Here is a 25,812-nt window from a genome sequence, read left to right on the forward strand (position 1 = left end):
CCCACATTGGATCGGGTTCACATCGTTCAAATGTGGGAGCCGGGCTTGCCCGCGATAGGCCGAAGGCCGCTTTCAGCGTTTCACAGCAGTGGGCCTGGAATGCTCCGCCCGCTTGCTCAACTGCTCAAACACTGCCGGATACGCCGGCCGCTCCACATACCTCCCGGCCCCACGTTCGGCGCGCAGGTCGCCATCGACCCAGACCAGCTTGCCCTGGCTGATGGTGTGGCTCGGCACACCGCGTACGCTCTTGCCTTCGAAGATGTTGAAGTCGACCTTCTGATGGTGGGTCTTGGCGGAAATGGTCCGCGTACCCTGGGGGTCCCACAGCACCAGATCAGCATCTGCGCCAACACGGATCGCGCCTTTGCGTGGGTAGAGGTTGAAGATCTTCGCGGTGTTGGTGGAAGTCAGCGCGACGAAGTCCTGCATCGACAAACGCCCGCTGTTGACACCTTCGTCCCACAGCAACGCCATGCGGTCTTCGATGCCGGCGGTGCCGTTGGGGATCTTGCTGAAGTCGTCACGGCCGGCAGCTTTTTGCTCGGCGCAGAAGCAACAATGGTCGGTGGCGGTGGTGTGCAGGTTGCCCGATTGCAGGCCATGCCACAGCGCCTCTTGGTGCCCGCGTGGGCGGAAAGGCGGGCTCATCACGTAGCCTGCGGCGGTCTGCCAGTCGGGGTGTTGGTAAACGCTGTCGTCCAGCAACAAGTGGCCGGCGAGGACTTCGCCGTAGACCGGCTGGCCCTTGCCGCGGGCATAGGTGATTTCGTCCAGCGCTTCCTGGGTGGAGACGTGCACCAAGTACAACGGCGTACCGATGGTTTCAGCGATACGAATGGCGCGGCTGGCCGCTTCGCCTTCCACTTGTGACGGGCGCGACAGCGGGTGCGCTTCCGGCCCGGTGATGCCCTGGGCCATCAGCTTGCGCTGCAGGTGGTACACCAACTCGCCGTTCTCCGCATGCACCGTGGGCACTGCGCCCAGCTCCAGGCAACGTTCGAAACTGGCGACCAGCGTATCGTCCGCCGCCATGATCGCGTTCTTGTAGGCCATGAAATGCTTGAAGCTGTTGATGCCGTGATGGCTGACCAGCTCGGCCATTTCCTCGCGGACCTGCTCGCTCCACCACGTGATCGCGACGTGAAAGCCATAGTCGGCTGCGGATTTTTCCGCCCAGCCGCGCCATTGGTGAAAGGCCTCGAGCAGTGACTGCTGCGGGTTGGGAATCACAAAGTCGATGATCGACGTAGTGCCGCCCGCCAAACCTGCCGCCGTACCACTGAAAAAATCTTCGCTGGCCACGGTGCCCATGAAGGGCAGTTGCATATGGGTGTGAGGGTCGATGCCGCCTGGCATCAAGTATTGGCCGCTGCCATCGAGTATTTCAGTGCCTGCGGGAATATCCAGATCCGTGCCAATAGCGCGAATTAGACCGCCTGCGCATAAAACATCGGCGCGGTAACTTTCATCATGGGTAATAACGGTGGCGCCACGGATCAACAGCGACATGTCGAGTTCCTCACAGGCTTGACCGGCTTGTGCCAGTTCTAAGTGTTGTAATACTGCTTACCGATGGTCGGTTGATTCTTGTCATCGGTGACAGGAATAGAAGCTAGCCCGAGTTTTTCGATTGGGCAAGAAGATTTTTTATAAGCTTATATAGTGTTTAATATCATGATTTATAAGGATAAAAATAAAAAATCACCAAAATGAAGCGGTCTCTCACCATTTTGACGCGCTTGACAGGTTCATAAAATAAGCAACATTTCTTATTGCAAATCAGACGCTTGAGATATGCCTCTTGACGGGCATGGGAAATAAAAATAATTGTGTTGCACCAGATTGAGTCCTGACGGTTCGAGCAACTTTCACGTTATTTAGCCTGAGTAATGTGGCAAGTACCGAAGGCGCAATCGGAAAGCTGATAAACATCAGCAGGTTATATAAGCGGTGCGGGTTCGAGGGCAGTTGTCGGCACGGTTATTGAGTGCAGTGGCGGCTGTCCGGGCCCGTGATGTCATGTTGTTTACGCGGTACTCCGGCCACCCTGCGTCCAGCGCGGGGTGAGCAACAATAATTCGAAAAAACCGTGGAGCGGCCATGCAACAGAACAGATCGCAAGTCATAGAGCGCAACGGCCTGTACGAACTCGACGCCGGCCCCGACGTCCTCGACAGCCCACGCTACAACCACGACATGGCACCGACCAAGGTGCACGAACGAACCTGGAACAAATGGCACATCACCGCACTGTGGGTCGGCATGTCGATCTGCGTGCCCACCTATACGTTGGGCGGGGTGCTCACCGCGTATTTCGGGCTGTCAGTGGGGGAGGCGCTGATGGCGATCCTGCTGGCCAACATCGTCGTGCTGATTCCGCTGACCCTCAACGCGTTTCCTGGCACCAAGTACGGTATTCCGTTTCCGGTGTTGCTGCGTTCTTCCTTTGGCATCCTCGGCTCCAACGTGCCGTGCCTGATCCGCGCGCTGGTGGCGTGTGGCTGGTTCGGTATCCAGACGATGTTTGGCGGCTTGGCGATTCACTTGTTCCTGGGGTCGATTTTCGAGGGTTGGAAATCCCTCGGTGGCACCGGTGAAGTGATCGGTTTCATGATTTTCTGGACGCTGAATTTGTGGGTGGTCTTGCGTGGCGCCGAGTCGATCAAGCGCCTGGAAACCCTGTCGGCACCGCTGCTGGTGGCAGTCGGGATAGGCCTGTTGGTGTGGGCGATGCCGAATGTGTCTCTCAGCGAACTCATGGCGATCCCACCCAAACGTCCCGAAGGCGCGAGCCTCACCGGTTACTTTATGGCCGGCCTCACCGCGATGGTGGGTTTCTGGGCCACCTTGTCGCTGAACATTCCCGACTTCAGCCGCTACGCCCACAGTCAGAAAGACCAGATCCTCGGGCAGATTTTCGGCCTGCCGCTGACCATGTTCCTGTTCGCCGCCCTTGGCGTGATCATGACCGCCGCGTCGGTGAAACTGGTGGGTGTCAGCGTGTCCGACCCGGTGAGCCTGATCGGCCATATCCAGAGCCCGGTGTGGGTAGCGATTGCCATGGCGTTGATCATCATCGCCACCTTGTCCACCAACACGGCAGCGAACATCGTTTCGCCCACCAATGACTTCCAGAACATCGCCCCCAAACTGATCAACCGTACCACAGCGGTGATTCTCACTGGCCTGGTCGGGTTGGCGTTGATGGCCCATGAGCTGCTGAAAAAACTCGGGCTGATCGTCTCGGATGTGAGCCTGGAGACTGTGTATTCCAACTGGTTGCTCGGTTATTCAAGCCTGCTCGGCCCGATTGCCGGGATCATGGTGGTGGACTATTTCATCACGCGCAAACAGCAACTGGACCTGGCTGGCCTGTATCGCGACGACGTTTACCCGGCGTGGAACTGGAGCGGTTTCATCGCCTTCGGCGTGCCGGTGGTGCTGACCTTGTTGTCCCTGGGCAGTGACGCGTTCAGTTGGTTCTACAGCTATGGCTGGTTTACCGGTTCGGCGCTGGGCGGCTTGATGTATTACGGCTTGAATGCCAAGCGCGGGGTCAGCCCAATCTCCGTTAAAACTTCGTTGTAAACACGGTCAATGTGGGAGCTGGCTTGCCTGCGATAGCGGTGTATCAGGCAACACTGTTTCAGCTGACAGTCCGCCATCGCAGGCAAGCCAGCTCCCACCTTTGATTGAGCCAACCTATAAAAATGTAGCCTGAGGAGATCCCCATGAACGCTGCTCTCGACGTTCTGCAATCCACCCATCAGCACATCAACCGTGACCGCTTGTGGCAGTCCTTGATGGACTTGGCCAAGCTCGGCGCCACACCCAAGGGGGGCGTGTGCCGCCTGGCCCTCACCGACCTGGATCGCAAGGCCCGTGACCTGTTTGTACAGTGGTGCGAAGCCGCCGGTTGTACCGTGACCATCGACGGTATTGGCAACATCTTCGCCCGCCGACCGGGACGCAATCCCAACCTGCCACCGGTGATGACTGGCAGCCATATCGACACCCAGCCCACTGGCGGCAAGTTCGACGGTTGCTTTGGCGTGCTGGCGGGGGTGGAAGTGCTGCGCACCCTTAACGACCTCAAGGTGGAAACAGAGGCACCGCTGGAAGTGGTGGTGTGGACCAACGAAGAGGGCTCGCGTTTTCCACCGTGCATGATGGGCTCGGGGGTGTTCGCCGAGAAATTTACGTTGGCGGATACCTTGGCCAAGGTGGATGTGGATGGGGTCAGTGTGGGCGATGCATTGAATGCGATTGGCTATGCGGGAACCCGGCCGGTCAGTGGTCACAAAGTGGGGGCGTATTTCGAGGCGCATATCGAACAAGGGCCGATTCTGGAGGACGAAAAAAAGACCATCGGCGTGGTATTGGGGGCATTGGGGCAGAAGTGGTTCGACCTGAAATTGCGCGGCGTTGAAGCCCATGCGGGGCCGACGCCGATGCACCTGCGCAAGGATGCCTTGGTGGGCGCGGCGGCCGTTGTCGCGGCGGTCAACGCGGCGGCGCTGGGGCACCAGCCTCATGCGTGTGGGACAGTGGGCTGCCTGCAGGCTTATCCCGGATCGCGCAACGTGATTCCTGGTGAAGTGCGCATGACTCTGGATTTCCGGCATCTGGAACCGGCCCGGCTGGATTCGATGATTGCCCAAGTACGCAAGGTGATCGACGAAACCTGCGCCAAACATGGGTTGAGTTTCGAGATGGAGCCGACAGCTGATTTTCCGCCGCTGTATTTTGACAAAGGCTGCGTGGATGCCGTGCGCGATGCGGCCAATGGGCTGGGGCTGTCGAACATGGATATCGTCAGTGGGGCAGGGCACGACGCAATTTTCGTCGCCGAACTGGGCCCGGCGGGGATGATCTTCGTCCCGTGTGAGGGAGGCATTAGCCACAACGAAATCGAAAATGCTGCACCAGATGATCTGGCGGCGGGGTGTGCGGTGTTGCTACGGGCGATGGTGGCCGCTTCGGCCGCTATCGCCAGCGGCAAACTTGCCGCCTGAAATACATTTAAAAATGTGGGAGGGGGCTTTGCAGCGTTCGAACATTATGTGTCTGGCCGTAAACCCCCTGTGGGAGGTGGCTTGCTCCCGATAGCGGTGGTTCAGCTTATACCTGTATGACTGACACACCGCTATCAGGCACCGGGTTGCCAGCCGCCGCCGAGTGCCGTGATCAATCCCACACTCGCCTGTAACTGCCGCGTCTGTACTGCCTGCAATGTCCTTTGCGCCTGCAATGCAGCGGTCTGCGCGGTCACTACATCCAGATAACTTACGGCGCCTGCCTGGTAGCTGTTCATCGCCAGCGATTGTGTGTGCTGTGCTGCATCCGCTGCCGCTTGTTCATCCTGGGCTTCCTGCTGCAAATCCCGCAGTTGTGCCAGGTTGTCTTCCACTTCGCGCACGGCTTTGAGTACATGGCTGCGGTACTGTGCCGAAGCCTCCTCGAATTCGGCTTTGGCTTGACGCTCGTTGGCGCTCAGGCGGCCGCCGTCAAAGATTGGCAAATTCACCAACGGCCCCAGCGCCCAGTAACGGTTGCCGGCAGATAGCAGATTGCCGACACCTTGCGTCTGCCCGCCAATCAACCCGGTCAAGCTGAAGTCCGGATACCACGCCGCCTTCGCCACACCAATATTGGCATTGGCTGCAAACACCCGCCGTTCCGCCGCCGCGATATCCGGGCGACGTTGCAGCAGATGGCTGGGGAGTTGCGATGGAATGCCCGGTAGCGCGATCAGTTGCTGGCTCGGCGGCAAGGAAAAATCGCTGGCCGCCACCCCCACCAGTTCACCGATGGCATGTTCGGTCAGGTTACGTTGCCCGCGCACTTCATCCAGCTGTGCCTTGGCTTCGGCCAACTGGTTTTGTGCCCGGGTCAGGTCCAGTTCGGAAGCAATCTGGCCCTCATAACGACTGCGCGTGAGCTGCAACGCCTGGCTGAAATCATCCAGCGAGCTGTTGAGAATCCGGCTCTGCGCATCCAGCCCATTAAGCTGCACGTACAGCGTCGCCAACTGATGTTGCAGGCTCAACCGCGCCACCGCCAGGTCATCCCCGGATGCTTGCGCCTGAGCATCACCGGCTGCGACCTGGTTACGGATTTTGCCCCATAGATCCAGGTCGTAGCTCAGGGAAAACCCTGCGCTATTGCTGTTGTAAACCGATGGTTGGGTATCACCACGCAACGGCCGCGAGTCCGACTGCCGCTGGCGCAACGGTTGTGCGCTGGCAGTGATCTGAGGAAACAGACCCGCATGCAATTGGCTGGCGTACGCCTGGGACGCATCGAAGTGCGCCAGTGCCGCCGCCAGGTCTGGGTTGGCCTTGAGCAGTTGTTGTTGCAGGTCATCGAGGCGCGAATCGTTATAGAGCTTCCACCACGCTGGCGCAATCTGGTCGGACGGTTGTGCGCTGTGCCACGGGCCATCGCTGGTCTGTTCGCGGTAGCCGGCCGGCAGGTCCACCGCGGGCACCTTGTAGGTGGGCGCCATCGAGCAGCCTTGCAGCGCCAGTAGCATCAACGCGGCGAGGGGATTAAGCCTTGGGCGCATGTGCACCTCCGGAGGCGTCCGCCAGTTGCACGGGGTCACCTTCGCGCAGGGCGTCGGGCGGGTTGTCGACCACGCGGTCGGCGGGTTTCAAACCTTGGTCGATCACCAAGCGTTCGCCGAGGTCGAGGCCGATATGGATGTCTTGCAGGTGCACATGATTCTGCGCATCCAGTACCGCGACTTGAGTACCTTGGGCGCGGAAGATCAGCGCGCTGGCCGGGATGCTCACACCATGGGTGTCCGCTGGAATCGGCAGGGTGGCTTCGGCGTAATCCCCTGGCAGCAACTCGCCCTTGGGGTTGTCGGCGACGAACTGGGCGAGCAGGGTGCCGGAACGACGGTCGATGGCGGTGGAATCGCCGATCAACCGCGCCTTGAAGTGTTTGCCGGGGTGTTCAGGTACGGTCAACTCGGCTTCAAGGCCTGGATGGATCACCGCCGCGTAGTTCTGTGGTACTGGTACGTAGAGGCGCAGTTGGTGGGTATCGGCGATGTTGAACAGCTCGGGATCGCTGTCGGTATCGGCCTTGATCAACTGGCCTATGTCGGTGTTGCGTGCGGTGATGGTGCCGGCAAAGGGGGCACGGATGGTCTTGTAGCTTTCCAGCGCCGACAGGCGTGCGTAATCGGCGGCGGCGGCCTCGGCGTTGGCTTTGGCAGCGGCGGCGTTGGAGGTTTTTTCGTCGGCTTCCTGGCGCGACACCGAGTGGCTGGCCAGCAGGTTCTGCCAGCGCGTCGCCGTGGTTTCGGCCAGGCGCGCATTGGCCTGCTCCTGGATCAGGCGGGCGTGGGTTTGCGCCAGTTGCTGGTCCAGGTCCGGGCTGTCGATCTCGGCGAGGATTTGCCCGTCCTTGACCTGGCTGCCGATGTCGACTTTCCAGTCTTTCAAGTAGCCGCTGACCCGTGCGTGGATCGGCGCCTTGCTCCAGGCTTCCAAGTGCGCTGGCAAACGTAGGGTGTCACCGGCGGCGTTCTGTTTCGGTTGGAACACCACCACCTGTGGGATGGCCGCGGTTTCCGTCCAGGCAGTGACCGACTGTTCGTGCAGCGTGCGGGCGTGCAGGCCGTTGGCGACCAACAGGGCGGCCAATGTCAGGCCGCCGACACCCATGAGCATCAGACGCTTGCGCGAGGGTTTATGATCAGACGACATGTGAAGTTTCTCCAGCAGCAACGCGAGTAGGGTGACGACCGTGGACCAGGCTGAAGACCACGGGAACAAACAACAGTGTGGCGATGGTGGCGAAGATCAAGCCTCCGATGACGGCCCTGCCTAGCGGTGAGTTTTGCTCTTCGGACAAGGCCAGTGGCAGCATGCCGATGATCATCGCCAGCGCGGTCATGCACACCGGGCGGAAGCGCGTATAACCAGCCTCCATGGCGGCCTTCAGTGCATCGCCATGTTCGGCCAGGCGTTCACGGCAGAAGCTCACCACCAGGATCGAGTTGGCGGTGGCCACGCCCATGCACAGGATGGCGCCGGTCAGTGCCGGCACCGATAACGAGGTGCCGCTGAGGAACAGCATCCACACGATGCCCGCAAGTGCCGCCGGCAATGCAGTGATGATCACGAACGGGTCGGCCCAGGACTGGAAGTTGACCACGATCAGCAGGTAGATCAGCACCACCGCACCGAGCAGGCCGAAACTCAAACCGCTGAACGCTTCATGCAAGGCGTCGATCTGGCCATGCAGACTAATCACCGCTCCTTTGGGGCGCATGGACGCGGTGTCGTCCAACACTTTTTGTACATCGCGGGCCACACCGCCGAGGTCGCGGCCTTGCACGTTGGCGTACAGGTCCAGGGTCGGTTCGATGTTGTAGTGGGTCACCACCGCCGGGCTTTGCACGCGGGCGATGGTTGCCACGCCGCCGAGGATTTGCGACTGGCCATCGGCACCCGTGACGGGCAAGGCTTCCAGTGAGGGCAAGCTGTCCAGGCGGTACTGCGGCGTTGCCGCGACGATGGAGTACGACACACCGTTGGCCGGGTTGAGCCAGAACGTCGGCGCGGTTTGCGAGCTGCCGGCGAGGGAGGCAACCATGCTGTTGGTCACGTCTCTTTCGGTGATGCCCAAGCCATTGGCGCGCATACGGTCGACGTTGACTTGCAGCGACGGGTAGCCGGTGGATTGTTGGATACGCAGGTCGGCGATGCCAGGCACGTGTTGCAGTCGGCGCTCAAGCTCCACGGCATAAGCGCGGTTTTCTTCATCGCTGCGCCCGGAGATTTTCACATCCAGTGGCGCTGGTGCACCGAAGTTGAGGATCTGACTGCTGATGTCGGCGGGCAGGAACGCGAAGTGACTGCCGGGGAAACTTTCGGGCAGGGCTTCGCGTAGTTTTTTCACGTAGTCGGCGGTGGGCGCGTGGTCTTTTTTCAGGGTGACCTGAATATCGCCATCCTGCGGACCGATGGTGCCGCTGCTGCTGTAGGCCATGTCGATGCCGCTCAGCGGAATGCCGATGTTGTCGACGATGGTGTCCAGTTCTTCGGCCGGGATCACTTCGCGAATCCGCGCTTCAATCCGGTCGAACGCCGCCGCGCTTTCTTCGATACGGGTGCCCAGTGGCAAGCGTACATGCAGGGCGAGGGCACCGGCGTCGGTGGCCGGGAAGAAGTCCTGGCCCAGGCTCGGCAGCAACAGGAATGAGGCGAGCACGCAAGCCAGGAAACCGACGATAAAACGTTTGCGGTTGCCCAGGGCCAAGGTCAGCAGGCCGTGGTAGGTATCGCGGATATTCGAGAAGTGACGCTCGAACCCTTGCTGAAAATTCAGCACCGATTGCAGCAGGGCGTTGCGCGGTTTTTGGTGCTGCTCGCCCTCGTGGTGATTGATGAACTCATCTTCCGGGTGATGCCCCGCGCCTTGTTCCGGCATATGGGGCTTGAGCAGGAACATTGCCAGGGTCGGCACCAGGGTCCGCGAGAGGATGAATGAGCTGGCCATGGCGAAGATCACCGCTAGGGCCATTGGCCGGAACAGGTAACCGGCGATGCCTTGCAGCAAAAACATCGGCACGAACACGATGCAGATGCACAGCAGCGAGACGAATGCCGGGCCGACGATCTGCGCGGCGCCGTCGAGGATCGCGGTCTTCACCGCCTTGCCTTGCTCCAGGTGCCAGTTGATGTTCTCGATAGTCACCGTGGCATCGTCCACCAGGATGCCCACGGCCAAGGCCAGCCCGCCCAACGTCATCACGTTGAGGGTTTGCCCGGAGACTGCCAGCAGCGCGATGGCTGACAGCACTGCCAATGGAATCGAGGCGGCGATGATCAACGTGGAGCGCCAGCTGCCGAGGAACAGCAGGATCATCGCACTGGTCAGCAAGGCGGCGATGATGCCTTCCTGGGCCACGCTGCCCACCGATTGCTTGACGAACACCGAGGCGTCACCCAGCAATGAGGTCTTCAGCGATGGCGGCAGGGTTTCGTTGATGCGTGGCAGCATCTGGCGAATGCCGTCGATGATCGACAGGGTAGAAATGCTGCCGTTTTTCAACGCCGGCATCAGCACCGCGCGGTGACCGTCGACGCGCACGATGTTGGTCTGCGGCGGTGAGCCGTCACGCACGTGGGCCACTTGGCCGATGGTGATCAGCGCGCCGTCGACGGTCTTGATCGGCAGGTCGTTGAGTTCATCGATGGCCTTGGGGCTGTTGTTGAGCAGGATCGTGTATTCGTTGGGGCCGAGCTTGGCGGTGCCCACGGGGATTATCTGGTTCTGCAACGCCAGTGCGTTGCCTACGTCTTGCGCCGACAGGCCTTTGGCCGCCAGTGCCTGCGGGTCGAGGTCGAGGGTGATCTGGCGCTGTTTGCCACCCATGGGGGTGGGCATGGCCAAGCCGGGCAGGGCGCTTAATGGCAGGCGAATGTTGTTCTGCACCAGGTCGCGGATCTTGGCTTCCGAGAGCGTGGGGCTGGAAAACGCCATCTGCAAAATCGGCACCGTGGAGGCGCTGTAGTTCAGGATCAGCGGCGGCGTGATGCCCGGTGGCATCTGCTTGAGCACGGTTTGTGAAACGGCGGTCACTTGGGCGTTGGCGGTCCGGATGTCGACGCCGGGCTGAAAGAAGATCTTCACGATGCCCATGCCGGGCAGCGATTGCGATTCGATATGTTCGATGTCGTTGACGGTGGTGCTCAGGGAGCGTTCATAGGTGTAGATCACCCGACCGGCCATGGCATCCGGTGACAGGCCGTTGTACTGCCAGACCACGGCGACTACTGGGATACCGATATCGGGGAACACATCCGTGGGGGTTCGCAGGGCCGCCATCGGCCCGATGATGCAGATGAATATGGCCAACACGATGAACGTGTACGGCTTTTGCAGTGCGGTCTTTACCAGCCCGAGCATGCGTGAACCTCCGAGGGAGCAGGATTGCAAACCCCGGCAGTCTTGCCCGACCCACCTAACACGCACCTTTCAGCCAGGTGAAGGAACATTTAGTTAACGGCTGAAGATCGTTTCATATGTATTCATTTGTTCTACAAAGGGTGGCTCTCCAAGCTTGTAGCCCATCGGACGCGACACATTTCGCCTCGTCTTTTTACTGATGTCCTTTGGAGCCCTGCCATGTCACTTAAACCCTTGTTGTTGATTCCTGCCCTTGGTGCTGTATTGCTTCTGTCGGCGTGTGCCGGCCCGATCCCCAAGGCGGACCCGAGCGAAGCGTGGATTGGATTGCAAGAAGAAGCGCCGAATGACCTGATGGCCGAACGCGTCGACGGCAAGCGCGTGGATGACGGGCGCTTTTTTGAAGTGACCCCGGGTGATCATCGTCTGGATGTGACCTTATTTGAAGAAGAGCCAGGCGACGACAACCAGCAGGACTGCCAGGGGCGGGTCGAGTACAAGAATTTCAAGGCGGGTGAACATTACACCCTGGTGGAATCGAGCCTGGGCACTACCGTGCGCGCTGTGCTCAAGGACGGCCACGGCAAGGAAGTGGCGGCGACCCAGGATTTCAATTGCATGCCTGGCTAAGCGTGCCGTGCCGTCGCCACTTTAGGCGGCTTGGCAGGTTTGGCGTGGGGGTGATGATGGCGACGGGTCACGCGCATCACGCCCCACAGCATGGCGCCGGCAACGGCCAGCCAACCGCAGACCAACAGGAAAATCGTCGTTGCAAGGCTCATCTGGGCCTCCTTTCGCCCCATCGGGGGCACACACAGTCTTCTCAATGGACAGTCTAGCTACCTGGCGGTTGCCTGCTATTGACCAATGGTCGAGTCTGTCCAACTTGTTTGCTATATCAGCGCCGTCGTTCTCCTACCTAAACGCGATTGGGCTATGATCTGGGCCCTCACCGGCAGTTGATCAAGAGAGTAAGAAATTGCGGTTACGGTCGAACGTTAAAACCACCTTGTTGCTGGCCTGTGCCCTGGGGCTCGCGGCGTGTTCCGGGCACCCCTCGAAACTGCCGGGCCTGCCGGAGCGCGTCGAACTCAATGGCGTGCCGACCTTTCGCAGCGAGGCCTATCAGAGTGGTCCCAGCGCCTTGGCCAGCATGCTGTCGCAACAAGGCATTGTCATGACACCGGGTTTGCTGGATAAGCCGCTGCATCTGCCAGGCGGCGAAGCTGACCTTGAGCGCAACATGCAGGTGCTGGCTCGTGAATACGGGTTGATGGTGTACCCGCTGGATAACCAACTGACGGCGGTGCTGGCGCAGGTTGCGGCGGGTTACCCGGTGATGGCGCGGCTCAACCCGAGTTTCTGGTCTGGAACCCGATATGTCGTGGTGGTGGGGTTCAATCAGCAAAAAAGCACTGTGTTGCTGCGCTCGGGTATGGAGCGGCGAATGCTGATGAGTTTCAGCGACTTTGAGTCGGCGTGGAAAAGCGCGGGTCACTGGGCCATATTGACTCAACGCCCGAGCCAGTTGCCCGCCAATGTGGATACGCAACTCTGGCGCGCGTCGGCCAATGCCACGGCCCAGGCCGGGCAGGAGCAAGCGGCGGCGCAGGCGCTCAAGGTGCTGGCGGAACGCAAATAAAAATGTGGGAGGGGGCTTGCTCCCGATAGCAGTGGGTCAGTTGATACATATGTACCTGGGCCACCGCCATCGGGAGCAAGCCCCCTCCCACATTAGTGGAGTCAGCGCTGTCGCTTAGCGACGCACTTCAGCAGCATTCGGGCGGTTCTTCAGGTTCTTGTCAGCCTTGTAGCGCAACGCGACGTCCGGCACCGAGCCACCCTTGCCGGTCTCGACCCAGTTGCGAATGCGACCGGCATCGGCAAAGTGGGTGAACTTGCCGAAGGCATCCAGGATCACCAATGAAACGGGACGATTGCCCATGCTCGTCACCAGTACCAGGCAATGGCCGGCCTGGTTGGTAAAACCGGTCTTGGTCAGCTTGATATCCCAGTTGGCACGGTTGATCAGGTGGTCGGTGTTGGAGAAACCCAAGGTGTAGTTGGGCTTGCGGAACGACACCGTCTTTTCCTTGGTGGTACTGAGTTGGCTGAGCATCGGGAATTTGCGCGCGTAGGCCAACAGCTTGCTCAAATCTCGGGCGGTGGACACGTTGTGAATCGACAGGCCGGTGGGTTCCACGTAGTGGGTGCTGGTCATGCCCAGTGCCTTGGCCTTGGCGTTCATCGCCGCGATAAAGGCCGGGTAGCCGCCCGGGTAGTGGTGGGCCAAGCTGGCGGCAGCGCGGTTCTCAGAGGACATCAGCGCGATCAGCAACATCTCTTTGCGCGGCATTTCACTGCCGATTTTCACGCGGGAGAACACGCCTTTCATTTCCGGCGTGTCCTTGATGTTGATGTCGATGTACTCATCCATGTTTTGCTTGGCTTCCAGCACCACCAGGCCTGTCATCAATTTGCTCACCGACGCGATGGGCACCACCACGTCGGGGTTGCTGGAATAGATGACTTTGTTGGTCTGCAGGTCGACCAGCATGGCGCTGCCGGAGGCGATCTGAAGTTTGGACGTATCACGCGGAGCCTGGGTGGTTTCGGCTGCGTGCGCGAGGGTGCCTGTAAATGCAAAAAATAGGCTGAAGATAGAGAGACGAATTTTCACGCGGGTGAACTCGCTAAAAAAGTAAGGAAATGCCGTTTGGGAACGGGTTTTATGACAAATGCCGTTACATTTTAGGAGTATGGATCAGAAAACGATAGAGAGCTTTAAATAAAGGCTGTAAGCCGATGATTGGCAGAGGTTGTACCGATTATGTACCTGCCTTTGGTCGCGAGCTTTTCCGCTGCCTGACCGACGCCTTATTTCACATGTAATAGTACTTACTTAAGCTTTACTGAATACCTCAAGAAAATGTCTGAAGTCGGGTGGCTGAAGCCAACAATTGAGCGCCCCGACTTTTTGGTGCTGCGGGTTTTTCTCACTGACGAGCGGGGTTTCAACAATGAGTAGTAAGCCGACGATATTGCTAGTACATGGGTTTTGGGGTGGTGCGGCGCACTGGAGCAAAGTCATCGTTGAGTTGAATCGCAAGGGTTATACGTCCATACGGGCAGTAGAGATGCCTCTGACGTCACTTGCCGATGACGCTGAGCGAACGAGCAAAATGATTGCCCAGCAAAAGGGGCCGGTTCTGCTGGTGGGGCATTCCTACGGTGGCGCAGTGATTTCCGAGGCGGGCAACCAACCTAATGTCATTGGGCTTGTCTACATTGCGGCATTCGCCCCTGATGCTGGTGAGAGTCCGGGCGCGATCACCGAGCGCAATCTGCCGGAGGCAGCTGCAAACCTTGAGCCTGACACCGACGGGTACCTGTGGGTCAAGCAGGACAAATTCCATGAGAGCTTTTGCCAGGATTTGCCTGACAGCGAGGCTTTGGTGATGGCAGTCACTCAAAAGGCACCGCTGGCCAGCACTTTTGGCGATAAGGTCACTGCGCCTGCCTGGAAGAAGAAACCGTCCTGGTATCAGGTGTCCAGCGAAGACCGAATGATTCATCCTGAAAATCAGAAGTTGATGGCGGCACGGCTCAATCCCCGGAGCACGATCACCTTGGCGACCAGCCATGCTTCGCTGGCGACCAAGCCCGCCGAGGTTGCCGCGTTTATTGATGAGGCTGCGGTAGCTGCATCGAACGTCTGATCATCGACCCTTTTTTCAGCGTTTCTGTCAGGCAATAAAAAGCCCTGCGATAAGGCAGGGCTTTTTCAGTCCGCCTGATTATCAAGCGTGCAGGGTTTCTGCTGCGTACAGGGTGTTTTCCAGCAGGCAGGCGCGAGTCATCGGGCCGACGCCACCGGGTACTGGGGTGATCCAGCCGGCGCGGGGCAGGGCGGTTTCGTACACGACGTCGCCAACCAGCTTGCCATCTTCCTGGCGATTGATGCCTACATCGATGACGATGGCGCCTTCTTTGATCCATTCACCCTTGACCAGGCCCGGTTTGCCGGCAGCCACGACTACCAGGTCGGCGCGGCCGACATGGCCGGCGAGGTCCTTGGTGAAACGGTGGGTGACGGTCACGGTGCAGCCGGCCAGCAGCAGTTCCATGGCCATCGGGCGGCCGACGATGTTGGAAGCGCCGACAACCACGGCGTCCAGGCCATACAGGTCGACACCGGTGCTCTCGAGCAAGGTCATGATGCCTTTCGGAGTGCACGGGCGCAGCAGCGGGATACGCTGGGCCAGGCGGCCGACGTTATAAGGGTGGAAACCGTCGACGTCTTTGTCCGGGCGGATGCGCTCCAGCAACTTGGAGGCATCCAGATGTTCAGGCAGCGGCAGTTGTAGCAGGATGCCGTCGATGCTCGGGTCATCGTTGAGGCTGTCAATCAGGTCGGTAAGGGCCTGCTGGGTGGTCTCGGAAGGCAAGTCGTAGGCCTTGGAAATAAAGCCGACCTCTTCACAGTCTTTACGCTTGTGCGAGACATAAACCTGAGAGGCAGGATCGCTGCCGACCAGGATCACCGCGAGGCCGGGCGTGCGCAGGCCTTGCTGGCTACGCTCGGTGACGCGTTTGGCGATCTGCTGGCGCAGGCTGGCGGCGATTGATTTGCCGTCGATAAGTTGTGCAGTCATTACGCGTGATTAACCATCGAGAGGGGGAAGAAAAGTGCGCGCATTCTCGCACGCCATGACGTGAGGGCAAAGGCGCTTGGTCTGCAAATTGCCCTAACCCCTTAAATAAAATCAGTTTTTTTCAAAAAAGATTTGACGGGTATCAATGCCCTCTATACTATTCGTCGCACTTGTCGGGCACAGCCTAGCACTGGTTAAGAAGGTCGAGCAGAATAGTTGTTCTGCAAGGCTGGAAGCACTTAGTTTGTAATCCTCCAAGAGTACAGATTAATAAGGCGCCCGTAGCTCAGCTGGATAGAGCATCCGCCTTCTAAGCGGATGGTCGCAGGTTCGAGTCCTGCCGGGTGCGCCATTAGGCAGCTTTGGCACAAGTAGCGCTATATGGTGGGCGTAGCTCAGTTGGTAGAGCACGGGATTGTGACTCCCGTTGTCGAGGGTTCGATCCCCTTCGTCCACCCCATATTTTGAAAGGCGCCAGATTAATCGTCTGGCGCCTTTGCTTTAAGAGCTTCAAGCGCGGATGTGGTGGAATTGGTAGACACACTGGATTTAGGTTCCAGCGCCGCGAGGCGTAAGAGTTCGAGTCTCTTCATCCGCACCAATTTCAAGGCGTCACCCTGTCGCAAGGCGAGGTGAGGTTCAACAAAGAAGATGTTCGAGTTCTTTGTTAATGCAATATGGTGGGCGTAGCTCAGTTGGTAGAGCACGGGATTGTGACTCCCGTTGTCGAGGGTTCGATCCCCTTCGTCCACCCCATATTCGAAAGGCGCCAGATTTAACAGTCTGGCGCCTTTTTTGGTTTTAGCGCTTCGAAATATTCGGCGGCTGCAGGTGTTGGGTCGCAATGGCAGGGCTCGTCGTCGTATTTATGTATCTCGATGATGCTGTGCTGCCAGCCAGCCCTGTTTGAGGGGTTGGCCGTCAGGGAGATGGATGGCGACTTCTTCTATATATAGAAGGGGCGGCGCAGAGCCCTGGCGTGATGGGATGTATTTGTCACCGGGGCGAGGTCGTTCAGTGCCTTCGTACCGATAAATTGCCGGCTGTTTTCGGGCGTATTTGCAGTAGGGTGACTTCTTGAGTTTGACCCACTAGAATGCATGCCCTTGATTGGGGTCGGAAATGGCCGGCTAACGTCTGTGCAACGAGGAATATCCATGCAAGTTTCTGTTGAAAATACTACTGCTATCGAGCGTCGCCTGAGCATCACTGTGCCGGCTGAGCGCATCGAAACTGCGGTCAACAAGCGTCTGCAGCAGACTGCCCAGAAGGCCAAGATCGCTGGTTTCCGTCCAGGCAAAGTGCCAATGAGCGAAATCAAGCGCCGTTTTGGTGCTGACGCGCGTCAGGAAGCAGTGGGTGACGTGATTCAGGCTTCCTTCTACGAGGCCGTTGTTGAGCACAAGCTGAACCCGGCTGGTTCGCCTTCGATCGAGCCTAAGTCCCTGGAAGCTGGTAAAGACCTGGAATACGTTGCTGTATTCGAAGTGTTCCCTGAATTCACCGTTGCCGGTTTCGAAGATATCGCCGTAGAGCGCCTGAGCGCTGACGTAGCGGACTCCGACCTGGACAACATGCTGGAAATCCTGCGCAAGCAGAACACCCGTTTCGAAGTGGCCGATCGCGCTGCTCAGAACGAAGACCAACTGAACATCGATTTCGTTGGCAAGGTTGACGGCGAAGCATTCGCTGGCGGCTCCGCCAAGGGTACCCAACTGGTGTTGGGCTCCAACCGCATGATCCCTGGTTTCGAAGACGGCCTGGTTGGCGCAAAAGCTGGCGAAGAGCGCGTTCTGAACCTGACTTTCCCTGCTGACTACCAGAACCTGGACCTGGCCGGCAAAGCCGCTGAGTTCACCGTTACCGTCAACAGCGTATCCGAGCCTAAGCTGCCAGAGCTGAACGAAGAGTTCTTCGCTCAATTCGGCATCAAGGAAACCGGTATCGAAGGCTTCCGTACCGAAGTTCGCAAGAACATGGAGCGTGAGCTGCGTCAGGCCATCAAGTCCAAGGTCAAGAACCAGGTCATGGACGGTCTGCTGGCCGCCAACCCGATCGAAGTGCCTAAGGCCCTGCTGTCCAACGAAGTTGATCGCCTGCGTGTTCAAGCGGTTCAGCAGTTCGGTGGCAACATCAAGCCTGATCAACTGCCGGCCGAGCTGTTCGAAGAGCAAGCCAAGCGCCGTGTGGTGCTGGGTCTGGTCGTGGCTGAAGTGGTCAAGCAGTTCGATCTCAAGCCTGACGAAGATCGCGTTCGCGAGATGATCCAGGAAATGGCCTCGGCCTACCAGGAGCCTGAGCAGGTCGTGGCTTGGTACTACAAGAACGACCAGCAACTGAACGAAGTACGTTCGGTTGTGCTGGAAGAACAAGTTGTGGATACTGTTCTGCAGAAGGCTAAGGTGACCGACAAAGCGGTCTCTTACGAAGAAGCAGTCAAACCGGCGGAAGCAGCACAAGCCGACTGATTGTCCAACTCGTTGGAAATACAACCATAAGCCAGCCTCGCGCTGGCTTATGCGTTTTCAAGACATGACTATTTGGGAGTAACTGCAGAGCATGTTCCGTAATTCCTATATTCAGCAGAACTCTGATATCCAGGCCGCTGGCGGCTTGGTCCCGATGGTTGTCGAGCAATCTGCTCGTGGCGAACGCGCCTACGACATCTACTCGCGCCTGCTCAAGGAGCGAGTGATCTTTCTGGTTGGTCCGGTAGAGGACTACATGGCCAACCTGATCTGTGCGCAGTTGCTGTTCCTTGAAGCAGAAAACCCGGACAAGGACATCCATCTCTACATCAACTCCCCAGGCGGCTCGGTGACGGCGGGTATGTCGATCTACGACACCATGCAGTTCATCAAGCCGAACGTGTCGACCACCTGCATCGGCCAGGCCTGCAGCATGGGCGCATTCCTGCTGACTGCCGGTGCCGAAGGCAAGCGTTTCTGCCTGCCTAACTCGCGCGTAATGATTCACCAGCCACTGGGCGGTTTCCAGGGCCAGGCGTCGGACATTGAAATCCATGCCAAGGAAATCCTGTTTATCCGTGAGCGTCTCAATACGCTGATGGCCAAGCACAGCGGTCGCACCCTGGAAGAAATCGAGCGCGACACCAATCGCGACAACTTCATGAGTGCCGAAGCGGCGAAGGCATACGGGCTGATCGACGAAGTGATCACCCAGCGTCCCGCTTAATATAAGCCGCTCAAAATAGGGCTGGTCGGCGTATCCGACCACTGGCGGGCTTGAAAAAGCCCGCATAAGCCTTCATCTTGTGTTGCAAGCCTATCGGATTTGGATCGAACGAATGACTGACACCCGCAACGGCGAGGACAACGGCAAGCTGCTCTATTGCTCCTTCTGCGGCAAAAGCCAGCATGAAGTACGCAAATTGATTGCCGGCCCCTCGGTGTTTATCTGCGACGAGTGCGTCGACCTGTGCAATGACATCATCCGCGAGGAGGTGCAGGAAGCCCAGGCTGAGAGCAGCGCGCATAAATTGCCTTCGCCTAAAGAAATCAGCGGCATCCTTGACCAGTATGTGATCGGTCAAGAGCGTGCAAAGAAGGTTCTGGCCGTAGCGGTGTACAACCACTACAAGCGCTTGAACCAGCGTGACAAGAAGGGCGACGAAGTCGAGCTCGGCAAGAGCAACATCTTGCTGATCGGCCCTACAGGCTCGGGTAAAACCCTGCTTGCGGAAACCCTCGCTCGCCTGTTGAACGTTCCGTTCACCATCGCCGACGCCACCACCCTCACCGAGGCTGGCTACGTGGGTGAGGACGTCGAGAACATCATTCAGAAACTGCTGCAGAAGTGCGATTACGACGTAGAGAAAGCCCAGATGGGTATTGTCTATATCGACGAAATCGACAAGATTTCGCGCAAGTCGGACAACCCGTCCATCACTCGGGATGTTTCCGGTGAAGGCGTGCAGCAAGCCCTGTTGAAACTGATCGAAGGCACGGTCGCTTCCGTACCGCCTCAAGGTGGTCGCAAGCACCCGCAGCAGGAATTCCTTCAGGTTGATACGCGTAACATCCTGTTCATCTGTGGCGGCGCGTTCTCCGGCCTGGAAAAAGTTATCCAGCAGCGTTCCACCCGTGGTGGCATCGGCTTCAGTGCCGAAGTGCGCAGCAAGGAAGAAGGCAAGAAGGTGGGCGAGTCCCTGCGTGAAGTCGAACCTGACGATCTGGTCAAGTTCGGTCTGATCCCGGAATTCGTTGGCCGTCTGCCAGTGCTGGCCACGTTGGACGAGTTGGATGAGGCGGCTCTGATTCAGATCCTCACCGAGCCGAAAAACGCCCTGACCAAGCAGTATGCCAAGTTGTTCGAGATGGAAGGTGTGGACCTTGAGTTCCGTACCGATGCGCTTAAATCGGTGGCCAAGCGGGCACTGGAGCGCAAGACCGGTGCGCGTGGTTTGCGCTCGATCCTCGAAGGCGTGTTGCTCGATACCATGTACGAAATCCCCTCGCAGTCCGAGGTGAGTAAAGTGGTAATCGACGAAAGCGTTATCGAAGGCAAGTCCAAGCCACTGTATATCTACGAAAACAGTGAGCCGACTGCCAAGGCTGCGCCGGACGCGTAAGCGTTTTGCAGTTGCTGTGCAAGCAAGGGGCCTTTCGAGGCCCCTTTGTTTTTTGGGGCAGTTTTTCAGGACAGCTTTTAAATTCGCGTTTATTCATGCGTTTAAGTGCTGGCATTGAGCTTGTTTTTTTTGCATGCAGCCCCCATCTTGGTTTCAAGTTTATTTTTCAACTGTCATAGAGGCGAAATCATGAAGACAACCATCGAATTGCCTCTCCTGCCGTTGCGTGATGTCGTCGTCTATCCGCACATGGTTATCCCGCTGTTTGTGGGGCGCGAGAAGTCTATCGAAGCCCTCGAGGCTGCGATGACGGGCGACAAGCAGATCCTGCTGTTGGCCCAGAAGAATCCTGCTGATGATGATCCGGGCGAAGACGCCCTGTACCGCGTCGGTACCATTGCTACCGTGCTGCAACTGCTCAAGCTGCCTGATGGCACCGTCAAGGTGCTGGTGGAAGGCGAGCAGCGTGGCGCGGTCGAGCGTTTCATGGAAGTGGACGGCCACTTGCGCGCTGAAGTCGCGTTGATCGACGAAGTCGAAGCCCCTGAGCGCGAATCCGAAGTGTTTGTACGCAGCCTGCTCTCGCAGTTCGAGCAGTATGTGCAGTTGGGCAAGAAAGTCCCGGCTGAAGTCCTGTCCTCTCTCAACAGCATTGATGAGCCAAGCCGCCTGGTCGATACCATGGCTGCGCATATGGCGTTGAAGATCGAGCAGAAGCAGGACATCCTCGAAATCATCGACCTCTCGGCCCGTGTTGAGCACGTGCTGGCACTGCTGGATGGCGAAATCGACCTGTTACAGGTTGAGAAGCGCATCCGTGGTCGCGTGAAGAAACAGATGGAGCGCAGTCAGCGCGAGTACTACCTGAATGAGCAGATGAAGGCCATTCAGAAGGAACTTGGTGACAGTGAGGAAGGCCACAACGAAATCGAAGAGCTGAAAAAGCGCATTGATGCCGCAGGCCTGCCGAAAGACGCTCTGACCAAAGCGACCGCTGAGTTGAACAAGCTCAAGCAAATGTCGCCGATGTCGGCCGAAGCCACCGTGGTTCGTTCGTACATCGACTGGCTGGTGCAGGTGCCGTGGAAGGCCCAGACCAAAGTGCGCCTGGACCTGGCTCGCGCTGAAGATATCCTCGATGCCGACCACTATGGTCTCGAAGAAGTCAAAGAACGCATCCTTGAATACCTCGCCGTGCAAAAGCGCGTGAAGAAGATTCGTGGTCCGGTGTTGTGCCTGGTCGGTCCTCCAGGCGTGGGTAAAACCTCCCTGGCCGAGTCCATTGCCAACGCCACCAACCGCAAGTTTGTACGCATGGCCCTTGGCGGTGTGCGTGATGAGGCGGAAATCCGTGGTCATCGCCGGACTTACATCGGTTCGATGCCAGGAAGATTGATTCAAAAGATGACTAAGGTGGGGGTGCGCAACCCACTGTTCCTGCTCGATGAAATCGACAAAATGGGCAGCGACATGCGTGGTGATCCGGCATCCGCGTTGCTCGAAGTGCTCGATCCTGAGCAGAACCACAATTTCAACGACCATTACCTGGAGGTCGACTACGACCTGTCCGACGTAATGTTCCTGTGCACCTCCAACTCCATGAATATTCCGCCAGCCTTGTTGGATCGGATGGAGGTGATTCGTCTGCCGGGTTACACCGAAGACGAGAAGATCAATATTGCCGTCAAATACCTCGCGCCCAAGCAGATTTCAGCCAATGGCCTGAAAAAGGGCGAGATCGAATTTGAAGTCGAGGCGATCCGTGACATCGTGCGCTACTACACCCGCGAGGCCGGCGTTCGGGGCCTTGAGCGCCAGATCGCGAAGATTTGCCGCAAGGCGGTCAAGGAGCATGCGCTGGAAAAACGCTTCTCGGTGAAGGTGACGGCCGACTCGCTGGAACACTTCCTGGGCGTGAAGAAATTCCGCTACGGCCTGGCCGAGCAGCAGGATCAAGTAGGGCAGGTGACTGGCCTGGCGTGGACCCAAGTGGGCGGCGAATTGCTGACCATTGAAGCGGCGGTGATCCCGGGCAAAGGCCAGTTGATCAAGACCGGTTCGCTGGGTGATGTCATGGTCGAGTCCATCACTGCCGCGCAAACCGTGGTGCGCAGTCGCGCCAAGAGCCTGGGCATTCCCCTGGACTTCCATGAGAAGCACGACACTCACATCCATATGCCGGAAGGGGCTACCCCGAAAGACGGCCCTAGCGCTGGCGTAGGCATGTGCACGGCCCTGGTGTCGGCATTGACCGGCATCCCTGTGCGAGCGGATGTGGCCATGACCGGGGAAATTACCCTGCGTGGTCAGGTGCTGGCCATCGGTGGTCTGAAAGAGAAATTGCTGGCGGCACACCGAGGCGGTATCAAGACGGTGATCATTCCTGAAGAGAATGTCCGCGACTTGAAGGAAATTCCTGACAACATCAAGCAGGATCTGCAGATTAAACCGGTTAAATGGATTGACGAGGTCCTGCAAATTGCGCTGCAATACGCGCCGGAGCCCTTGCCGGATGTGGCTCCGGAGATTGTCGCGAAGGATGAAAAACGCGAGTCTGATTCCAAGGAAAGAATTAGCACGCATTAATGCGATTAAGCCTGGGGGCTTCCTTGACAGCTTTTTAGAGCCCTTGTTATAAAGCGGCTCTTAAGTGTCTGTAGGCCATTCAGCACTGGTTTTTGCTTTCACCAAAAAACTTAGAATCATACTCAATAGATATATAAGGGGACTTAGAGTGAACAAGTCGGAACTGATTGATGCTATCGCCGCATCCGCTGATATCCCGAAAGCTGCTGCTGGCCGTGCGCTGGACGCAGTAATCGAATCCGTCACTGGCGCTCTGAAGGCCGGCGACTCCGTGGTACTGGTAGGCTTCGGTACTTTCTCTGTGACTGATCGCCCAGCTCGCACTGGCCGTAACCCACAGACTGGCAAAGCACTGCAAATCGCTGCTGCCAAGAAACCAGGTTTCAAAGCCGGTAAAGCCCTGAAAGAAGCCGTTAACTAAGCTTCGTTCAAGCCTTACCTATCCGGGCCAGACGCAGTCTGGCCTGGCAGCGGAGCGGCAGCTGACCCAAGTATCCATCGGGTCGCCACGCCGGGGGTGTGGGTTCAAACCCCCGTCCGCTCCGCCAGTTACGAGAAGGCGCATCCTCGGATGCGCCTTTCTTCTATCCGGACTCTACCCACGCTCCACGGTTGCCTAATTTTTGAAGTTCAACCGTTTCTGGGGGACGCATGCTGCAGAATATCAGGGACAATTCACAAGGCTGGATTGCCAAGACCATTATCGGGATCATCGTCGCGTTGATGGCGTTCACCGGTATCGAGGCTATTTTCCAGGCTTCGACCAACAACAAGCAGGACGTGGCCAAGGTCAACGGTGAAGAAATCACCCAGACCGAATTGAGCCAGGCCGTCGACATGCAACGTCGTCAGCTGATGCAACAGCTGGGCAAGGATTTCGATGCTTCCCTGCTGGACGAGAAATTGCTGCGCGATGCGGCCCTCAAAGGGCTGATCGATCGCAAGCTATTGCTGCAAGGTGCTGCGAATTCCAAGTTCGGCTTCTCCGAAGCGGCGCTGGACCAAGTCATCCTGCAAACGCCGGAATTCCAGGTGGACGGCAAGTTCAATGCCGAACGCTTTGACCAGGTGATCCGTCAGCTGGGCTACAGCCGTATGCAGTTCCGTCAGATGCTGACCCAGGAAATGCTGATCGGCCAGGTTCGTGCTGGCATCGCCGGCAGCGGCTTCGTCACCGACGCCGAAGTGCTGGCATTCGCCCGTCTGGAAAAACAGACCCGCGATTTCGCCACCGTCAACATCAAGGCCGACCCTGCGGCGGTGAAGCTCACCGACGACGAGGTCAAGGCTTACTATGACCAGCATGCCAAAGAGTTCATGACCCCGGACCAGGTGGTCGTCGACTATCTGGAGCTGAAGAAGTCCTCCTTCTTCGACCAGGTCACCGTCAAGGACGATGAACTGCAGGCTGCCTATCAGAAAGAAACCGCCAACCTCGCTGAACAGCGTCGTGCCGCGCACATCCTGATTGAAGTCAACGACAAGGTGACCGAGGCGCAGGCCAAGGCCAAGATTGAAGAAATCCAGGCGCGCCTGGCCAAGGGGGAGAAGTTCGAAGCCCTGGCCAAGGAGTTCTCCCAGGACCCGGGTTCGGCCAACAATGGCGGTGACCTCGGTTTTGCCGGCCCTGGCGTGTACGACCCGGACTTCGAAACTGCCCTGTATGCCTTGAACAAAGACCAGGTATCGGCCCCGGTGCGCACCACCTTTGGCTGGCACCTGATCAAGCTGTTGGGCGTTGAGGCACCGCAAGTGCCATCGTTTGCCAGCCTGAAAGACAAGCTGACCCGCGAGCTCAAGACCCAACAGGTTGAACAGCGTTTTGTCGAAGCGACCAAGCAATTGGAAGATGCGGCATTCGAAGCCTCCGACCTGGCCCAGCCGGCGTCTGACCTGAAGTTGACCGTGCACACCTCCGCGCCGTTTGGCCGTGAGGGTGGTGAAGGTATCGCGGCTAACCGTGCCGTGGTCACCGCTGCGTTCAGCCCGGAAGTGTTGGATGAGGGTGCCAACAGCACCGCCATCGAACTGGACCCGGAAACCATCGTTGTGCTGCGTGCCAAAGAGCACCTCAAGCCTGCGCAGTTACCGTTGGAAAAGGTCTCGGCAGCGATCCGCACCCAGATGACCAAGGAGCGCGCCAGCGCGGCTGCCAAGGCGCACGCTGACGAACTGATCGCCAGCCTGCGTGATGGCAAGACCCCGCTGAACCAGCCAGTCGACGGCCAGGCCTGGAAAGTCACTGAAGCGGCGACCCGTAGCGCGGAAGCGATTGATCCGACTGTTCTGCAAGCCCTGTTCCGCATGCCTAAGCCTGCGGGCAAGGACAAGCCGACGTTCACTACCGTGACCCTGGCTGATGGCAGCCTGATGATCGTGCGTTTGAACGGCGTCAATGAAGCGGCTGCCCCGTCGGACGAAGAAAAGGCGCAGTACCGCCGTTTCCTCGCTTCGCGTATCGGCCAGCAAGACTTCGCGGCGTACCGTAAGCAGTTGGAAACCCAGGCTGACATCAAGAAGTTCTGATGGCGGCTTGAATAAGAAGCCCCCGGCCTGAAAAGACCGGGGGCTTTTTTATGGGGGCGGCGGAGCGCCTACGGGCAAGGTCTTACGGACGTTGCGGTCGTTCTGTTCCTTTTCACTTTTCCCGCAGCGGCCTTGAGCAGTCGTTGGAAATTCGGGCATTGCGTGTGATCGGGCGCCGGGCATTCTGCGGCGTGGCGCAAGCCTTGGCTCATGGCTTTCAGGCGCTTGATGGTCGCGTCGATGCTGTCAGCCTTGTCCAGCAACAGCGTCCTATCTATCTGCAGAACCCCCTCGGAGGGCAGCATGATGCGGATTTCGTCCAAGGACAGACCTCCGGCCTGACCCAGTGCAATCAGTGCCAGTTGATCGAGCACATTAGACGCGAAGTGCCGTCGTTCGCCGGGGGCGCTGGTCGCTGTGATCAAGCCCGTCTTCTCGTAGAACCGGACTGTGGAGGAGGGGAGCCCTGTTCGCCGGGAAACTTCTGAAATATCTATGATGCACCGCTTGACTTGAAGT

Annotated in this window: 19 protein-coding genes and 4 tRNA genes; 15 read left to right on the plus strand and 8 right to left on the minus strand. The window is 58.3% G+C overall.

The annotated features are described in order from the left end of the window. Positions 1-72: 72 nt before the first annotated feature. Positions 73-1,512 carry a dihydropyrimidinase gene (gene hydA / locus AC07V4_RS06180; protein ID WP_492635561.1) on the minus strand — a complete coding sequence of 480 codons (1,440 nt, stop codon included), beginning with the start codon at positions 1,510-1,512 and terminating at the stop codon, positions 73-75. 591 nt (positions 1,513-2,103) lie between these two features. Between hydA and AC07V4_RS06185 the strand changes: the two genes are divergently transcribed. Together AC07V4_RS06185 and AC07V4_RS06190 are read left to right on the plus strand one after the other, a co-directional pair. Continuing rightward, a complete protein-coding gene (locus AC07V4_RS06185; protein ID WP_492635560.1) occupies positions 2,104-3,591 on the plus strand; it encodes an NCS1 family nucleobase:cation symporter-1 in 1,488 nt (495 codons plus the stop codon). A gap of 143 nt (positions 3,592-3,734) precedes the next feature. Further along, positions 3,735-5,018 carry a Zn-dependent hydrolase gene (locus tag AC07V4_RS06190; protein ID WP_492635559.1) on the plus strand — a complete coding sequence of 428 codons (1,284 nt, stop codon included), beginning with the start codon at positions 3,735-3,737 and terminating at the stop codon, positions 5,016-5,018. Positions 5,019-5,152: 134 nt separating this feature from the next. On the opposite strand, the gene AC07V4_RS06195 is transcribed toward AC07V4_RS06190, so the two are convergent. The 3 genes from AC07V4_RS06195 to AC07V4_RS06205 are packed head-to-tail and all read right to left on the minus strand — an operon-like array spanning position 5,153 to position 10,935. After that, the gene (locus AC07V4_RS06195; protein ID WP_492635558.1) at positions 5,153-6,571 is read right to left on the minus strand and encodes an efflux transporter outer membrane subunit; all 1,419 of its coding nucleotides are present in this window, start codon (positions 6,569-6,571) and stop codon (positions 5,153-5,155) included. Beyond that, the gene (locus tag AC07V4_RS06200) at positions 6,555-7,724 is read right to left on the minus strand and encodes an efflux RND transporter periplasmic adaptor subunit (protein WP_492635557.1); all 1,170 of its coding nucleotides are present in this window, start codon (positions 7,722-7,724) and stop codon (positions 6,555-6,557) included. Before AC07V4_RS06200 ends, AC07V4_RS06195 begins: the two co-directional genes overlap by 17 nt. Further along, positions 7,714-10,935, minus strand: coding sequence for an efflux RND transporter permease subunit (locus AC07V4_RS06205; RefSeq protein WP_492635556.1), 3,222 nt, complete (start codon positions 10,933-10,935; stop codon positions 7,714-7,716). The genes AC07V4_RS06200 and AC07V4_RS06205 overlap by 11 nt, the downstream gene beginning before the upstream one ends. A 219-nt stretch (positions 10,936-11,154) precedes the next feature. Between AC07V4_RS06205 and AC07V4_RS06210 the strand changes: the two genes are divergently transcribed. After that, on the plus strand, positions 11,155-11,565 hold the full coding sequence (locus AC07V4_RS06210) for a PA0061/PA0062 family lipoprotein (RefSeq protein WP_492635555.1): 411 nt from the start codon (positions 11,155-11,157) through the stop codon (positions 11,563-11,565). On the opposite strand, the gene AC07V4_RS06215 is transcribed toward AC07V4_RS06210, so the two are convergent. Further along, positions 11,562-11,717, minus strand: a complete 156-nt coding sequence (locus tag AC07V4_RS06215) for a hypothetical protein (RefSeq protein WP_492635554.1) — start codon at positions 11,715-11,717, stop codon at positions 11,562-11,564. The two genes, AC07V4_RS06210 and AC07V4_RS06215, sit on opposite strands and share 4 nt — an antisense overlap. A 197-nt stretch (positions 11,718-11,914) precedes the next feature. Here AC07V4_RS06215 and AC07V4_RS06220 point away from each other — a divergent pair, with 197 nt between their 5' ends. After that, positions 11,915-12,577 (plus strand): peptidase C39 family protein, encoded by a 663-nt coding sequence (locus AC07V4_RS06220; RefSeq protein ID WP_492635553.1) that lies wholly within the window; start codon positions 11,915-11,917, stop codon positions 12,575-12,577. Between the two features lie 114 nt (positions 12,578-12,691). On the opposite strand, the gene pbpG is transcribed toward AC07V4_RS06220, so the two are convergent. Beyond that, a complete protein-coding gene (gene pbpG / locus AC07V4_RS06225) occupies positions 12,692-13,615 on the minus strand; it encodes a D-alanyl-D-alanine endopeptidase (protein ID WP_492635552.1) in 924 nt (307 codons plus the stop codon). A 340-nt stretch (positions 13,616-13,955) separates the two neighbouring features. On the opposite strand from pbpG, the gene AC07V4_RS06230 reads away from it, so the two are divergent. Continuing rightward, positions 13,956-14,654: an alpha/beta hydrolase gene (locus AC07V4_RS06230; protein WP_492635551.1), complete on the plus strand. Its 699-nt coding sequence runs from the start codon at positions 13,956-13,958 to the stop codon at positions 14,652-14,654. An 81-nt stretch (positions 14,655-14,735) separates the two neighbouring features. On the opposite strand, the gene folD is transcribed toward AC07V4_RS06230, so the two are convergent. Then, the gene (gene folD / locus AC07V4_RS06235) at positions 14,736-15,590 is read right to left on the minus strand and encodes a bifunctional methylenetetrahydrofolate dehydrogenase/methenyltetrahydrofolate cyclohydrolase FolD (protein ID WP_492635550.1); all 855 of its coding nucleotides are present in this window, start codon (positions 15,588-15,590) and stop codon (positions 14,736-14,738) included. Between the two features lie 275 nt (positions 15,591-15,865). Here folD and AC07V4_RS06240 point away from each other — a divergent pair. The 10 genes from AC07V4_RS06240 to AC07V4_RS06285 all read left to right on the plus strand — a co-directional run bounded on the left by AC07V4_RS06240 (position 15,866) and on the right by AC07V4_RS06285 (position 25,293). Beyond that, positions 15,866-15,942, plus strand: a tRNA-Arg gene (locus tag AC07V4_RS06240). Positions 15,943-15,974: 32 nt separating this feature from the next. Then, positions 15,975-16,050 (plus strand) — tRNA-His (locus AC07V4_RS06245). A 56-nt stretch (positions 16,051-16,106) separates the two neighbouring features. Beyond that, positions 16,107-16,191, plus strand: a tRNA-Leu gene (locus AC07V4_RS06250). A 79-nt stretch (positions 16,192-16,270) separates the two neighbouring features. Further along, positions 16,271-16,346, plus strand: a tRNA-His gene (locus AC07V4_RS06255). A 401-nt stretch (positions 16,347-16,747) separates the two neighbouring features. Continuing rightward, on the plus strand, positions 16,748-18,058 hold the full coding sequence (gene tig, locus AC07V4_RS06260; protein WP_431750989.1) for a trigger factor: 1,311 nt from the start codon (positions 16,748-16,750) through the stop codon (positions 18,056-18,058). 91 nt (positions 18,059-18,149) lie between these two features. Beyond that, positions 18,150-18,785 carry an ATP-dependent Clp endopeptidase proteolytic subunit ClpP gene (gene clpP, locus AC07V4_RS06265; RefSeq protein ID WP_017129550.1) on the plus strand — a complete coding sequence of 212 codons (636 nt, stop codon included), beginning with the start codon at positions 18,150-18,152 and terminating at the stop codon, positions 18,783-18,785. 112 nt (positions 18,786-18,897) lie between these two features. Beyond that, entirely contained in the window at positions 18,898-20,181 is a 1,284-nt protein-coding gene (clpX, locus tag AC07V4_RS06270) for an ATP-dependent Clp protease ATP-binding subunit ClpX (protein ID WP_003238279.1), read from the plus strand. Between the two features lie 189 nt (positions 20,182-20,370). Then, positions 20,371-22,767 (plus strand): endopeptidase La, encoded by a 2,397-nt coding sequence (lon, locus tag AC07V4_RS06275; protein WP_492635549.1) that lies wholly within the window; start codon positions 20,371-20,373, stop codon positions 22,765-22,767. A 133-nt stretch (positions 22,768-22,900) separates the two neighbouring features. Then, positions 22,901-23,188 carry an HU family DNA-binding protein gene (locus tag AC07V4_RS06280; protein ID WP_221034285.1) on the plus strand — a complete coding sequence of 96 codons (288 nt, stop codon included), beginning with the start codon at positions 22,901-22,903 and terminating at the stop codon, positions 23,186-23,188. 230 nt (positions 23,189-23,418) lie between these two features. Beyond that, the gene (locus AC07V4_RS06285; protein WP_492635548.1) at positions 23,419-25,293 is read left to right on the plus strand and encodes a SurA N-terminal domain-containing protein; all 1,875 of its coding nucleotides are present in this window, start codon (positions 23,419-23,421) and stop codon (positions 25,291-25,293) included. A gap of 68 nt (positions 25,294-25,361) precedes the next feature. Here AC07V4_RS06285 and AC07V4_RS06290 read toward each other — a convergent pair whose 3' ends face one another. Beyond that, positions 25,362-25,790: a helix-turn-helix domain-containing protein gene (locus AC07V4_RS06290; protein ID WP_492635715.1), complete on the minus strand. Its 429-nt coding sequence runs from the start codon at positions 25,788-25,790 to the stop codon at positions 25,362-25,364. Between the last annotated feature and the right edge of the window lie 22 nt (positions 25,791-25,812).

It is taken from the genome of Pseudomonas sp. GW821-FHT03A09 (assembly GCF_059421065.1).

What these genes read in the sequence shown, in the direction of transcription:
- AC07V4_RS06285 (WP_492635548.1), top strand. Translation starts at nt 23,419, where the DNA reads ATGCTGCAGAATATCAGGGACAATTCACAAGGCTGGATTGCCAAGACC.
- lon (WP_492635549.1), top strand. Translation starts at nt 20,371, where the DNA reads ATGAAGACAACCATCGAATTGCCTCTCCTGCCGTTGCGTGATGTCGTC.
- AC07V4_RS06200 (WP_492635557.1), bottom strand. Translation starts at nt 7,724, where the DNA reads ATGTCGTCTGATCATAAACCCTCGCGCAAGCGTCTGATGCTCATGGGT.
- tig (WP_431750989.1), top strand. Translation starts at nt 16,748, where the DNA reads ATGCAAGTTTCTGTTGAAAATACTACTGCTATCGAGCGTCGCCTGAGC.
- folD (WP_492635550.1), bottom strand. Translation starts at nt 15,590, where the DNA reads ATGACTGCACAACTTATCGACGGCAAATCAATCGCCGCCAGCCTGCGC.
- AC07V4_RS06195 (WP_492635558.1), bottom strand. Translation starts at nt 6,571, where the DNA reads ATGCGCCCAAGGCTTAATCCCCTCGCCGCGTTGATGCTACTGGCGCTG.
- clpP (WP_017129550.1), top strand. Translation starts at nt 18,150, where the DNA reads ATGTTCCGTAATTCCTATATTCAGCAGAACTCTGATATCCAGGCCGCT.
- AC07V4_RS06185 (WP_492635560.1), top strand. Translation starts at nt 2,104, where the DNA reads ATGCAACAGAACAGATCGCAAGTCATAGAGCGCAACGGCCTGTACGAA.
- hydA (WP_492635561.1), bottom strand. Translation starts at nt 1,512, where the DNA reads ATGTCGCTGTTGATCCGTGGCGCCACCGTTATTACCCATGATGAAAGT.
- AC07V4_RS06230 (WP_492635551.1), top strand. Translation starts at nt 13,956, where the DNA reads ATGAGTAGTAAGCCGACGATATTGCTAGTACATGGGTTTTGGGGTGGT.
- AC07V4_RS06215 (WP_492635554.1), bottom strand. Translation starts at nt 11,717, where the DNA reads ATGAGCCTTGCAACGACGATTTTCCTGTTGGTCTGCGGTTGGCTGGCC.
- clpX (WP_003238279.1), top strand. Translation starts at nt 18,898, where the DNA reads ATGACTGACACCCGCAACGGCGAGGACAACGGCAAGCTGCTCTATTGC.
- AC07V4_RS06190 (WP_492635559.1), top strand. Translation starts at nt 3,735, where the DNA reads ATGAACGCTGCTCTCGACGTTCTGCAATCCACCCATCAGCACATCAAC.
- AC07V4_RS06205 (WP_492635556.1), bottom strand. Translation starts at nt 10,935, where the DNA reads ATGCTCGGGCTGGTAAAGACCGCACTGCAAAAGCCGTACACGTTCATC.
- AC07V4_RS06210 (WP_492635555.1), top strand. Translation starts at nt 11,155, where the DNA reads ATGTCACTTAAACCCTTGTTGTTGATTCCTGCCCTTGGTGCTGTATTG.